Source organism: Photorhabdus caribbeanensis (assembly GCF_018448885.1).
GTDB lineage: Bacteria > Pseudomonadota > Gammaproteobacteria > Enterobacterales > Enterobacteriaceae > Photorhabdus > Photorhabdus caribbeanensis.
The window spans coordinates 1-12,867 of sequence record NZ_RCWB01000012.1 but is presented as its reverse complement, the minus strand read 5'-3'; the positions used below and the strand labels follow the sequence as shown (position 1 = coordinate 12,867).

Below are 12,867 nucleotides of genomic sequence, written 5' to 3'. Positions count from 1 at the left end.
CAACCTTTCACCGGTCAGAAATTCAGCTATATTAAAAATACTTACCTTTAATTGGAGGAATTTCTTATGGCTATAGGTCATTATGATCTTAAGAGAACAAAAAACAAGCAGTATTACTTCAATTTAAAAGCATCGAACGGTGAAGTTATCCTTACCAGTGAAATGTACACCACCAAGGCAGCAGCGAATAAAGGAATTCGTTCTGTCCAGGCAAATTCACCGGCAGAAAAAAACTTCGAAATCAGAGAAAACAAATCTGGCAAGTCCTATTTCGTGCTAAAAGCGAGAAATTATCAAGTTATCGGCATCAGCGAATCTTACGATAATGAAGTCGCGGCCAAAAAAGGCATTCAATCTGCGATTAAGCATGGCCCTAGCATCAATGTCCGAGATTTAACAAAGTCAGAATGATATTTTTTCATGGTAAACCGTACCTTATCAGTTGAAAGTTACTGTCAATTGATAAGGTGCGCTTCATCGATCACGTTCTTAGTTGATCAATAGAACCGAACATTTCATGCTAATAAATTTGTACCCCCAACAAATTAAGCGTTAGAATCCCTCTCCTTATCCTTACTTTTTATAGTGAAAACTAATCTCAACTCAAATCGAGAATTTTTTAACCATGTTTACTCCAGAATTACTTTCCCCTGCCGGTTCGCTGAAAAATATGCGCTATGCTTTTGCCTATGGCGCAGATGCCGTATATGCTGGTCAACCACGTTACAGCCTGCGCGTTCGCAATAATGAATTTAATCACGAAAATCTGGCACTCGGCATTAAAGAAGCTCATGAGCTTGGTAAACGCTTTTACGTTGTGGTCAATATTGCGCCTCACAACGCCAAACTGAAAACTTTTATCCGTGATCTAAAACCTGTCATTGATATGGGGCCAGATGCTCTCATTATGTCCGATCCCGGACTAATCATGATGGTTCGTGAAGCTTTTCCTGAAATAGAAATTCATCTCTCCGTTCAAGCTAACGCAGTTAACTGGGCAACAGTAAAGTTCTGGCAACAAATGGGGCTGACGCGGGTCATTCTTTCCCGTGAGCTTTCTCTGGATGAAATTAACGAGATTCGCCAGCAGGTTCCCGATATGGAACTGGAAGTTTTCGTACATGGTGCATTGTGTATGGCCTATTCCGGTCGTTGCCTGTTGTCCGGCTACATTAATAAACGAGATCCCAACCAAGGAACCTGCACTAATGCCTGCCGTTGGGAATATCATGTCCAAGAAGGCAAAGAAGATGATATCGGTAATATTGTGCATATGCATGAACCTATACCGACAAAAAACATCGAACCAACATTGGGAACAGGCACACCAACAGATAAAGTATTTACGTTCGAAGAAGCAAAACGCCCTGGTGAATATATGTCAGCTTTCGAAGATGAACATGGTACTTACATCATGAATTCTAAAGATTTACGTGCAGTTGAGCATGTTGAGCGATTAACCAAAATGGGCGTCCACTCTTTAAAAATCGAAGGGCGGACAAAATCCTTCTACTACTGCGCTCGCACAGCACAAGTTTACCGTCGAGCCATTGATGATGCCGTTGCAGGGAAACCTTTTGATCCAACGCTGCTAACAACGTTAGAAGGGCTCGCTCATCGTGGCTATACCGAAGGATTTTTGCGCCGTCATACCCATGATGCCTATCAGACTTATGAATATGGCTACTCGATATCCGATACACAACAATTTGTTGGTGAATTTACGGGTGAACGAATCAACGGATTAGCTGAAGTTGCTGTCAAAAATAAATTCATGATCGGAGACCGTCTCGAATTAATGACGCCATCAGGCAATATCCAGTTTACATTGGAAGCAATGCAGGATAAAAAAGGCCAACCAATGGAAGTTGCTCCTGGAGATGGGTATATTGTCTACTTGCCAATTCCTAAACAAATCGATATTAATTATGCCTTATTAATACGTAATCTAAATGGTATTAATTCTCAATCTGCTCAAACGAACTGAAACTCAGACAAATAATCATCAATATCCCCTCTTTATGAGGATATATTTCTTTTTTTAGAAACAGATCACATCAATACTATTTTATTTACCGTAGTATTGTTGGCGAAAAATAAAAAATTAAAAAAGTTTTACAGTAAGACTAGGAACCACCTCCTTGGCCGGCTCAATCTCCCTTGAGCTGGCCTTTTCTTTTTTCCTTCGAGAAATAAAATCAACAAGTTACAAAATTCATTTACATGATTAATTAAATAGAGAAATTTAACTATTAAAGCAATGAATATTTATATTAATGTGTTTCTTATACCTGCATCTTAATAAGAGAATATTTCTACTTATTGAAATATCACACTATCTAAAGAAATGTAATTAAAATTTTCCACTGTTCAATGATTCAGGAAATTCATCATATTTAGACCAAATATTATACAATTTGATAGAATTAATCAGGTGAAAATTATGAGAACAGATAATTACAATTTACTTATTGTTAAAACTATTAGTTCAAACATTTAGCTGACTATACCAACTTAACAACTCAAAATGGATTATGATTTATATACCCACAATATGAGCAAGGAAAAAATAGCCAAATCACTCCAGAGCTGATAAACAACAGCGCAGTATATGTTGCCCTCCCATAAAGATGAAATTTAATGCCGCAACAGAAGCTACTCAGTAAACCAAAAAACTATAGAAACGCATTTTTACACCAGATCAGCATGAAAAATATCACCTAACAATAACATCAGGAAAAATTAGCTTAGCGAGTAACAGCAATAGACATTCAGCCTTTATCTATCAAGTTCTCAACCAGTATCAATAGAGCCAATAACTTTATAAAACATCATCTTGCACACAAGTTACTAAAGAAGAAATGTAATAAGAAATTATTCTTGGTAAATGGAAGAAACCAAGATGTCACTATTGACAATAAAAACATGAGAAATTTTCCATCTGTGATAACATCAAATTATATTGATATGTTTTCTAATCAGTTAATTAACTGATGAATACAAGGCAAAACTAAAAATTTAGCATAATTATTATTTTATATTATTATCACTTCTAAGAAAGAATAAATAACTATATTGACTGTCGCTTACAGGATTATGTAGATTAAAAAACATTGATGCCAAAAATGGTTATTTATCATATATAATACCGCAACTTGGTTATAAATAAATTGACAAAATAAAAAAATCATTCACATGAATAATTAAAATCAATTAAATTTATATCAATAGAGAGAAGAAATACAAAAAAAACCTTATAAAACTCACAAAAATAATATAAAAACATATTATATCTTTGTGAAAAATTTATATAATAAAATGTTCAGATTATATATAAAAAGAGGAAAATATAAATAATCATTTTGTCTTTAAGTTAATCAAATTAGGAAGACAACATAACAACCCAATATTAATCAATGAGTTATTTATTAAAAACAATAAATCCATATTAATTTTAGCTCTAAAACCACCCAACAATCTTATTAATTTCATCCAATAACATTGGAATATTATAAATCAATAAAAAACAATGAGAAAATTCATTCTTGCATAAATAAGAATACGCCAATATAGATGAAAATTTACAATAATAAATTCATTTAATTTTTTGACATTAACAAAGACAAATAATTAAATCTATAGAGACAAAAACTCTCAAATAAATAAAACATAAGTTTTTTTCAAAACTTCATAAAAACAATAACATATATCCAATCTATAATAAAAACATTTAATTACTTAGTAATAAAAACCAAGAGAATATTAACAGGGTCTAATAAAGACAAATAGTTTAACTATATTAATATTTCAATTCATCAATACCAAATTAATATCGACATTATAAATACAGTGAATAATTTATTCTTTATCAGTATTAAATCTCATACACCTATTTATCTTATCCTGGAAAATTGTTTATTAGCAAACGATAAGGATTACGAGTACATTTAATCCAGCACATAAAGATCTTACACTTTCGCCTCTATACTCCTTAAAGGAATGGTAATATCACTTTTTCGCTAAATAGCCACTTTTCAGGTAATAAAATTCTCTTTAACCTCCCACCTGAAGCGATCCACTACCACTTCCCTCCCAATACAACTTGTTATCCTAAAAAGGATAAATGACAATCAATAGCATCTTTTCATAACTGGAGTAAAACATGACTGATATCGCTAAGTTGTTGGGCAAAGATGCGGACAGTTTATTGCAACATCGTTGTAGTACCATTCCGAGTGAAAATCTCTATCTGCCAGGCTCCGACTTTGTTGACCGCGTAATGATCGACAATAACCGACCTAATACGGTTCTGCGCTCCATGCAAACGTTGTTAAATCATGGTCGTCTTAGAGGTACTGGTTATTTATCTATTTTGCCGGTGGATCAAGGCGTAGAGCATTCTGCTGCCGCTTCTTTTGCAGCAAACCCTCTCTATTTCGATCCCAAAAATATCGTTGAACTGGCTATTGAAGCTGGCTGTAACTGTGTTGCCTCTACTTATGGCGTGTTATCTGCTGTTTCTCGTCGTTATGCCCATAAGATCCCATTTCTGGTTAAATTGAACCACAATGAAACCCTGAGCTATCCCGCTCAATATGATCAAACTTTATACGCCAGTGTTGAACAAGCATTTGAGATGGGCGCCGTTGCCGTTGGCGCAACGATTTACTTTGGCTCTATTGAATCACGTCGTCAAATTGAGGAAATTTCAGCCGCTTTTAAACGGGCGCATGAATTAGGCATGGTAACGGTATTGTGGGCCTACCTACGTAATTCTGCTTTCAAAAAAGAGGGAGTGGATTATCACTCCAGTGCGGACCTAACCGGTCAGGCTAACCATTTGGCCGTCACTATCGGCGCCGATATCGTTAAACAGAAAATGGCCGAAAATAATGGCGGCTATACTGCAATTGGTTTTGGTCATACCGATAAACGTGTTTACACTAATTTGACTAGCGATCATCCTATCGATCAAGTCCGTTATCAGATAGCTAACTGCTACATGGGACGCGCAGGTATGATTAACTCAGGTGGTGCATCCGGTAATAATGATTTGAGTGATTCAGTTCGCACCGCCGTCATTAATAAACGCGCAGGCGGTATGGGGCTAATCCTTGGTCGTAAGGCGTTCAAAAAATCCATGAAAGAGGGTATTGAACTGATTAATGCGGTTCAAGATGTCTATCTGGATAAGCAAGTGACTATAGCTTAAATCTCAAACCACAGCCTAAATCTTAAACAAAGCTTGTCATCGGTGATAATGAATAGATTGTAAAGTCCGCGAAAAAAGTCTGAACCACTACTTTCATAGCGCAAACACTTTATTCTTCTTAGTTCATTATCACCTTCTTTCCAAATCCCGAAAACGCCAATCAGCTATTCTCACCACCACTGATGAAAATGGTGCACAGGCCCAATGCCTTTTCCTACATCTAACGAATCCGCTTGTTCTAACGCCGCCTGGAGGTACGATTTGGCAACAGGCAGGGTTGCTTGCCAATTCGGGTAACGTGGACGCAAAGCAGCCAATGCAGCAGAGAGCGTACACCCTGTACCATGTGTATGGCGAGTATTGATTCTGGGCGCAGTAAAGCGCCATTCTCCCTCAACAGTAAATAGCCAATCGGGGCTTTCATGTTCTGTAAGGTGCCCGCCTTTCAGTAAAACGGCTTCGCATCCTAGCGATAATAATTCACGCCCTTGTTTTTGCATGTCCGTTTCAGTTTTTGCTACAGAGCATTTCAATATCACTGCGGCTTCCGGCAAATTTGGGGTAATCAACGAGACCTTCGGTAATAATCGTTCAACAACCTCGGAAACTGCTTCCGGCACTAGCAACGGATCGCCACTTTTCGCAATCATTACCGTATCCAATACAACATAAGGAACGGAATAACGACTTATTGCGTCGGCAACAACGGCAACGTTGGCTGCATTAGATAACATGCCTATCTTAGCGCTATCAATTCTGATATCTGACAATACAGATTCAAGCTGTGCCGCAACAAAAGTAGGATCGATATCATAAATAGATTGCACACCGCGGGTATTTTGCGCAACAAGCGCTGTCATTACTGTTGTGCCATAAGCACCAAGAGCAGAGAAAGTTTTTAGGTCGGCCTGAATGCCAGCACCGCCACTAGGATCAGTACCGGCAATTGTCAGTGAATTAATTCTTATCATAGTACCCCTTCCAACCAGCAAAAGAAGAGCAAGTATCAGGAAAAGACACCATGACTTCCCTACGCTGGCATTATCCAGATCAGGTATTACGGGTTCATCTCAGCTCAGCAAAGAGCGCCCCGAGTCAAAACAAAAACACCCTATCAGAAAACCAACAGGGTGATATCGGTATGTCATTGTTGCCAGTAAAAAATCAATCAGACAACAAATTTACTTCGTCAATCAAAAATGATCGACAAAAAGAAGTTATGCTGTGGTGACGTTTGCCGCAGAAGGACCTTTCTGACCGTCCTGAATTTCAAACTCAACTTTTTGGCCTTCCGCCAGAGTTTTAAAACCTTCGCTCTGGATAGCGCTAAAATGTACAAACACATCTTTGCTGCCATCAGCAGGAGTAATAAAACCAAAACCTTTTGATTCGTTGAACCACTTTACAGTACCAGTGATTTTTGCCATTTTAAGAATTTCCTTTGGATCACTTAATTCTAATTCGCCGTTTCGGCGCAACATAAAAACTAGAGCGAGTTGCTGCTATTAACAGAACCATATAACAGAACCGTACCTCGTTTACCCGAACGATTTATCACATATTCTTAATATGATGGCAAGCCATTTTTTATCAGCTATGGAGCTAACGCACATATTTAAAATTCTTAACAACAATTATTGTTTAACATAACTGCAAAAATTTGAAAATCCAAGGTTATCCTAATTCGCTTACAGTTTATCCACTCAACAAAACCCCAGATAACATAAATAACTCTAATTTATTTTGCCTATCTTATTATTAGATTTTTTATATCTATTGTATGTTCGCAGGACCAATCTCTACTGTTTAAGTGAAAGAAAAAGTCAACTCATTCCCAATATTAGTTGACTAAAATATCAGTATTAAATATACCCAGTTAATACCTATCACATCTTAATATTAATTTTTCGTTTAACTTTTATTGAAAATAGCAAGAGTAGAATTCCTGAATTTAGATGTTTGTCATATTTTACGTGATGCACAGGATCTTCCCAATTTATGTCGTCGGGAAATTGGAGCAATAAATAATGAAGTTTGATTTAACCGCAGCCTGTACCCTATCAGCCGCTCTTTTAGTCTCATCTGGGACAGCGTTTGCAGCAACGGCAGATACCACTAATAAGTCATTAGCAACGACTGAATCTCACACACCGATCGGTTATGGCAACAATTCAGGTAGTCTATGGGAAAAACTCAACAATAATATCACCCTCACTTGGGATGCACCCGACAATGAACTTTATCTGCCGGTAATTACTTGGCATAACAGACATACCTACGATCAAGAGAAGATCGATAGATATAATGAGCGGCCCTGGGGTTTTGGCTATGGTAAATATCGTTACGACGAAGACAATGATTGGCATTCCGTTTATGCAATGGCTTTTATGGATTCTCATAACCGTTTAGAACCCATCGTTGGCTATGGATTCCAGAAAATGTGGATACCCGATGAGTTAGATGGTTTTCGAATGGGAATTGGTTTCACTTTAAGCGTTACAGCTCGTCATGATTATTATTATGTCCCTATTCCACTCCCATTACCGTTATTCTCCATAGAATATGATCGGTTATCGCTGCAAGGGACATATATTCCCGGCACATACAATAATGGTAACGTCCTCTTCGCCTGGCTACGTTGGCAGTGGTAACGGGATAAAAAAATACCAGGCTGTGTAATATCAGCCTGGCATTTTTATAGCGATAACCCAGATATATGTTATCCCTGCTCCTGTGCTCTCATTTTATCACGGCGGGAACGAGACATTAAAAACCCGATCCATAACACTCCCACCCAGAATGGCATCAGGATGACTGAAATACGGATGCTATCCATCATCAAAATAATGACAAGTATAAAGGCAAGGAAAGCCAGACACAGATAATTACCAAATGGATACCAGAATGCCTTAAACGATGGCTCTATTCCCTGTTTAACTTTTTCTGCCCGGAATTTTAAATGCGCCGTACAGATCATAACCCAATTAATCACTAACGTTGTTACCACCAGCGCCATCAATAATTCAAATGCTTTACCCGGCATCACATAATTAATCAATACACCAATGGACGTTGCCAAAGCAGACATGACAATGGCTCTGATAGGGACGCCACTCTCATTAACTTTTTTCAGCATCCCAGGAGCATTGCCTTGTTTTGCTAAACCGTACAGCATCCGACTGTTACAATACACACCGCTGTTATAAACAGATAATGCGGCAGTTAGGACAACAATATTCAGAACGTTAGCCACCCAGAAACTATCCAGGTTATGAAAAATCATAACAAATGGGCTTTCACCTTCAACGACATTACCCCACGGATAAAGCGACAACAACACAGTCAGAGAACCGATATAGAAAATCAATATTCTGTATACCACTTGATTGGTGGCCTTAGGAATGCTGATACGCGGATTTTCCGCTTCTGCTGCGGTAATACCCACCAGTTCCAATCCACCAAAAGAGAACATGATCACAGCCATTGCCATGATTAGGCTGGTAATGCCATTAGGCATAAAGCCGCCATGTTGCCAAAGGTTAGTAATACTGGCCTGAGGCCCGCCATTTCCGCTAACTAACAAGTAAGCGCCAAACACAATCATACAGATAATGGCAGCCACTTTAATGATGGAAAACCAAAATTCTGTTTCACCATATAATCGGACATTAATTAAATTTACTGTATTGATTAAGACAAAGAAAACGGTTGCAGAAACCCAGGTTGGAATATCAGGCCACCAGTAGTGGATATACATTCCCACAGCCGTTAATTCAGCCATGCCGACCAGAGTAAACATCGCCCAGTAATTCCAACCTGATAAAAATCCGGGAAAATCCCCCCAATATTTATACGCAAAATGACTAAACGACCCCGCTACAGGTTCCTCGACCACCATCTCTCCTAGCTGACGCATAATCAGAAATGCAATAAAACCTGCGATAGCGTATCCTAAAATTACGGAGGGACCCGCCATTTTTATGGTTTGTGCAATACCGAGAAATAACCCAGTCCCGACAGCCCCCCCCAAAGCAATAAGTTGAATATGCCGGTTTTTTAAACCGCGTTTAAGTGTTGATCGCTGCGATTGTCCTGCCATCTTGTCCTCTTGATGCAACTTCTATCTTGTTATGAGTGGGAAAACAACCGCTTCCCATTATCTGCTTTATTCAAAGCAGACAAAACACCAGCTTTAAAGAGTGGATATTGAAGATATATGTTAGCACAGATATATGACGGGAAAATGGCTGATGAGTATCAGCAACTAATCAGAAAGGCAGATATCGAGTCACAGAACAAATACCTGAATCAAACTTTCCCCCCTGATCACAATAGCTATCCAAAGCTAACAGGTACAAGAACAGACATATTCCAAGTAATACTAAGATTGCAATGGTTTTTTTTATGTCCAATTCTATTTCCTTTAAGTTCGGTCAGAACGCAATACGTTAAGAATAAAGTTGGAAAATGATATTTTACAACAATGAAACAAGAAAAATATTCATCCTGTGCTTTCATTGCGAAAAAATCGTACCGGCAACAGTATGTATGCTAACAACATATCAGAACACGTTTAAACAAATACTAACCATGTGGATTCTATTCACTATAACAAAAAAATCAATTGTCACATTCAGTTACAATCTAAATCGTGATGTCAAGGCTTTGTCATCTTTAGAAAAAGTTGTGTATACTTCCTTTCATTTTCAACCAGAACAAAATTGTTAATGCCACAGGATAATCACTTAGCACTTGTATGCGCTCTCAGCAAATGGATTGAGAATCACCTTGGCCGGGTAATCCACCTGGAAGAACTGGCAACCTACTCCGGTTACTCGCTTTGGCACATGCAAAAAATATTCAAGGAAGTCACCGGAATTTCTCTTGGTAAATATATCCGCCAGCGACGCCTGGCCGGGGCTGTTCATCTTTTAAGAAACAGCACCTTGCCTATTTTTGATATCGCTTTAGATTTCGGCTTCGGCTCTCAGTCTCATTTCACTTACATGTTCCGCAAAGAGTATGGCATAACGCCCTATGATTTCCGGCAGAATCCAGATATTGAGCTCGAAGTTAAGCTACCTCTGCATTTCGCTACCAACTGTTCGTGACACGATAATCAGAGAACATTGAAACAGGCAATTATCCAATAAATGCAGTCGTGCTTTCCGGTGAAAGACAAAGAGCTTCAACCTTTGTGTTCTGATTTTTTATTTGATGCCAGACACAATACTTCCCTTAACAAGGCTCTCTGGGTTTCATGGTTAGATGGACAGAGAGCTCTGCTAACGGCACTTAGTTTCCGTTAACATGAATTTGAAAAACGGATAAACCTGATGCCAGTACCTTTGATATTTAATCCCTGATATCTTCATCTAACGGTTATCATCTGGCTTTAGTCGCTAACCAACAGACAATCGATCCTACAGTAACCATTAGCACTCCTTGCCAAAATGAAAAAGAGAGTGCAGTACTAAGAAGCAATGATGAAAAAGCCGTAGATATGATCGGCGTGAAATAAGACAGTGTAGCCAACAATGCAACATGTCCTCTGATGATCGCAACGGTCCAAGCTGCATTCGCCACCCCCATAACCGCTCCAGTAAACAATAATATGCTGACACTGTGCAGATTTACCACCATTTCAGGAGGAGATGTAAAGAAATATTGAATCCATAATGCGAAAGCCGTCAGGATAAAAAATAACGACATGCCATTCTTACCTGCCGCCATTATTTTTGTAATATTACAATACACCGCCCAAATAATTGCTCCCGCAAAAGCCAACCCATAGCTTAACGGATTGCTCTGGATATTTCCTACCATCTGTCTGAGTGACCAGCCATTATCACCACTCATCACCCAACCGATCCCCAGAATAGATAATAATAAACCCGGATATAACCACCAGTTCACTTTCTGCTTATTAATAATCACTGTGAGTAAAACGGTAAAACCTGGCCATAGATAGTTAACCATACCCAATTCAATTGCTTGAGCACGATTATTAGCAAAACCTAATGCAAGTGACAAACAGATTTCATAACTGACAAATAATAGGCTGCCAAGCCACAAATAGACTCTGGGGAAAGCGCTGACTTTTGGGAAGCCGATTAGCAGAATCAGAAAAATTGATCCAACAGTATATATCAGCGCTGCGCCGCCTACAGGCCCAAAATCTTCACTTACACTTCTTATCAATCCAACGATTGTACTCCACAACACAATCGCCAATATTCCGTACAGAGTTGCTTTGTGTTGTTCGATATTTGTTTTCACACCTATTCCCATATTTATTCTTATTCTAGTTCTCTGTCATACTGAATCAAATAAATCAGTACCAGAATGATAGTGACAAAAAAACGGAAAGCACTAGATACACCGTTCCACTGTGTGGACATCCACATCCCAAACCATTCACCACCAATTGACATAAACAACACCTGCCAAGTCAAGAATCCCAAGGTCAGACCAGCTATCGCAATAGTCTTCTTTTTATTAAAGACAGCAGCATTAGATTTTAAATTCGCCAGTAAATAAATACCGCCAATCCAACATAACACTGCCGTTAAAGTTTCTAAAAAAATAATGGCAATATAACCAATGTGGTGTAGCGTCGGTGAATGAATTGCACGATAGGTAATAGTTGTATCTGGAAAAATGGTATCCATCATTAATACATGCTGTACAAATGCGAAATTAGTAGCATAGTCTGTGATATTGCCAAAAGCAGCTAATGTCGTAAACAAAGCTACTGCAAAAATCATCAAAGTTTTAGATAAGCGAATAATCATTTGTCAAGTCCTCACACAACGGTTTAAACACCAAAAAGATCATAAAGGATAAAAACTATCATATAATTTAACAATCATCACCTTATTTCCACATATTTAATCATAAAATTACTTTTAAAATATTCTCATCTAATATCTGATTTACATTTTTCTGTTCATACTATCGTTAGATCAGCTATTATCTGTCCCATTGTTATTTACCTGACCATTATTTATGAACGATTCTCTAGTTAGTTCAATAAAAAGCTATTTCAACCAAAAATTGAGTAGAAAAGATTATATTATTAGCTTTACTAAAATAGCCGTTATTTTAGGAATATTGATCTTTCTCTCAAGTTATCTGGCAGAAAACAATTACGCAGCGCACATGAAATATGAGTTATCAGTGTGGTTGTATATGATCTCTATTGGCCTATGGGCAATGTGCTCCTTCGCTACGGTTTACTATTTAATCATGAAAACAGCTTACAGATTTAATGATGTGGGGCTGTATGGCTGGTTAATCTCTATTTTCATCTATATTTTCAGTGTGTTACCAAACTATTTTCCCGACAAAATAATAATGTATTCTCCCTGTATCAGCCTAATTGGAATTATCCTGGCATTGATTCTGCCAGAAAGGAGAAACAATAATAAAAAGTAATATTTTCTCCATATCGCAAAAATTTCATTTATAATGACTATTACTTAAGGATAGTAATAGTCATTATAAAATAAAACGACGATTATTTATATATACCCGTGCTCATTGAAACTGCTTGATTTTCGCCCAAATGAGGTTCATGGTATCCGTCATGAAAATATTCATTACCGATGAACAAAAAGCCGAACTTGAACACCGCCATCACACCTGCCGTGATA

12 protein-coding genes and 1 riboswitch are annotated in these 12,867 nt (G+C 37.9%); of the genes, 6 read left to right on the top strand and 6 right to left on the bottom strand.

Annotation, left to right across the window (positions count from 1 at the left end; all coding sequences use genetic code 11):
- The first annotated feature begins 66 nt into the window (after window positions 1–66).
- The 3 genes from EAE90_RS10085 (at window position 67) to fbaB (ending at window position 5,212) form a co-directional block, all read left to right on the top strand.
- Window positions 67–411 (top strand): YegP family protein, encoded by a 345-nt coding sequence (locus tag EAE90_RS10085; protein WP_036781821.1) that lies wholly within the window; start codon window positions 67–69, stop codon window positions 409–411.
- Between the two features lie 214 nt (window positions 412–625).
- Window positions 626–1,987: a prephenate-dependent tRNA uridine(34) hydroxylase TrhP gene (gene trhP / locus EAE90_RS10080; protein WP_214053375.1), complete on the top strand. Its 1,362-nt coding sequence runs from the start codon at window positions 626–628 to the stop codon at window positions 1,985–1,987.
- Between the two features lie 2,175 nt (window positions 1,988–4,162).
- On the top strand, window positions 4,163–5,212 hold the full coding sequence (gene fbaB, locus EAE90_RS10075; protein ID WP_214053374.1) for a class I fructose-bisphosphate aldolase: 1,050 nt from the start codon (window positions 4,163–4,165) through the stop codon (window positions 5,210–5,212).
- 170 nt (window positions 5,213–5,382) lie between these two features.
- Here the strand turns inward: fbaB and thiD are convergent, their stop codons facing one another.
- Entirely contained in the window at window positions 5,383–6,183 is an 801-nt protein-coding gene (gene thiD, locus EAE90_RS10070) for a bifunctional hydroxymethylpyrimidine kinase/phosphomethylpyrimidine kinase (protein ID WP_214053373.1), read from the bottom strand.
- Between the two features lie 39 nt (window positions 6,184–6,222).
- Window positions 6,223–6,315, bottom strand: a riboswitch (TPP riboswitch).
- A 114-nt stretch (window positions 6,316–6,429) separates the two neighbouring features.
- Window positions 6,430–6,639: a transcription antiterminator/RNA stability regulator CspE gene (gene cspE, locus EAE90_RS10065; protein WP_036781809.1), complete on the bottom strand. Its 210-nt coding sequence runs from the start codon at window positions 6,637–6,639 to the stop codon at window positions 6,430–6,432.
- A 600-nt stretch (window positions 6,640–7,239) separates the two neighbouring features.
- On the opposite strand from cspE, the gene pagP reads away from it, so the two are divergent.
- Window positions 7,240–7,863, top strand: coding sequence for a lipid IV(A) palmitoyltransferase PagP (gene pagP, locus EAE90_RS10060; protein ID WP_214053372.1), 624 nt, complete (start codon window positions 7,240–7,242; stop codon window positions 7,861–7,863).
- 68 nt (window positions 7,864–7,931) lie between these two features.
- Here the strand turns inward: pagP and EAE90_RS10055 are convergent, their stop codons facing one another.
- Together EAE90_RS10055 and mgrB are read right to left on the bottom strand one after the other, a co-directional pair.
- Window positions 7,932–9,311, bottom strand: a complete 1,380-nt coding sequence (locus EAE90_RS10055; RefSeq protein ID WP_214053371.1) for an amino acid permease — start codon at window positions 9,309–9,311, stop codon at window positions 7,932–7,934.
- 169 nt (window positions 9,312–9,480) lie between these two features.
- The gene (mgrB, locus tag EAE90_RS24905) at window positions 9,481–9,624 is read right to left on the bottom strand and encodes a PhoP/PhoQ regulatory lipoprotein MgrB (protein WP_082300881.1); all 144 of its coding nucleotides are present in this window, start codon (window positions 9,622–9,624) and stop codon (window positions 9,481–9,483) included.
- Window positions 9,625–9,939: 315 nt separating this feature from the next.
- On the opposite strand from mgrB, the gene EAE90_RS10045 reads away from it, so the two are divergent.
- Window positions 9,940–10,323, top strand: coding sequence for a helix-turn-helix domain-containing protein (locus EAE90_RS10045; RefSeq protein WP_214053370.1), 384 nt, complete (start codon window positions 9,940–9,942; stop codon window positions 10,321–10,323).
- A 274-nt stretch (window positions 10,324–10,597) separates the two neighbouring features.
- Here the strand turns inward: EAE90_RS10045 and yddG are convergent, their stop codons facing one another.
- Together yddG and EAE90_RS10035 are read right to left on the bottom strand one after the other, a co-directional pair.
- A complete protein-coding gene (gene yddG / locus EAE90_RS10040) occupies window positions 10,598–11,503 on the bottom strand; it encodes an aromatic amino acid DMT transporter YddG (protein ID WP_246550584.1) in 906 nt (301 codons plus the stop codon).
- 8 nt (window positions 11,504–11,511) lie between these two features.
- Window positions 11,512–12,006 (bottom strand): DUF2165 family protein, encoded by a 495-nt coding sequence (locus tag EAE90_RS10035; protein WP_214053369.1) that lies wholly within the window; start codon window positions 12,004–12,006, stop codon window positions 11,512–11,514.
- Between the two features lie 214 nt (window positions 12,007–12,220).
- Here EAE90_RS10035 and EAE90_RS10030 point away from each other — a divergent pair, with 214 nt between their 5' ends.
- Window positions 12,221–12,649: a DUF805 domain-containing protein gene (locus tag EAE90_RS10030; RefSeq protein WP_214053368.1), complete on the top strand. Its 429-nt coding sequence runs from the start codon at window positions 12,221–12,223 to the stop codon at window positions 12,647–12,649.
- Window positions 12,650–12,867 lie beyond the last annotated feature (218 nt).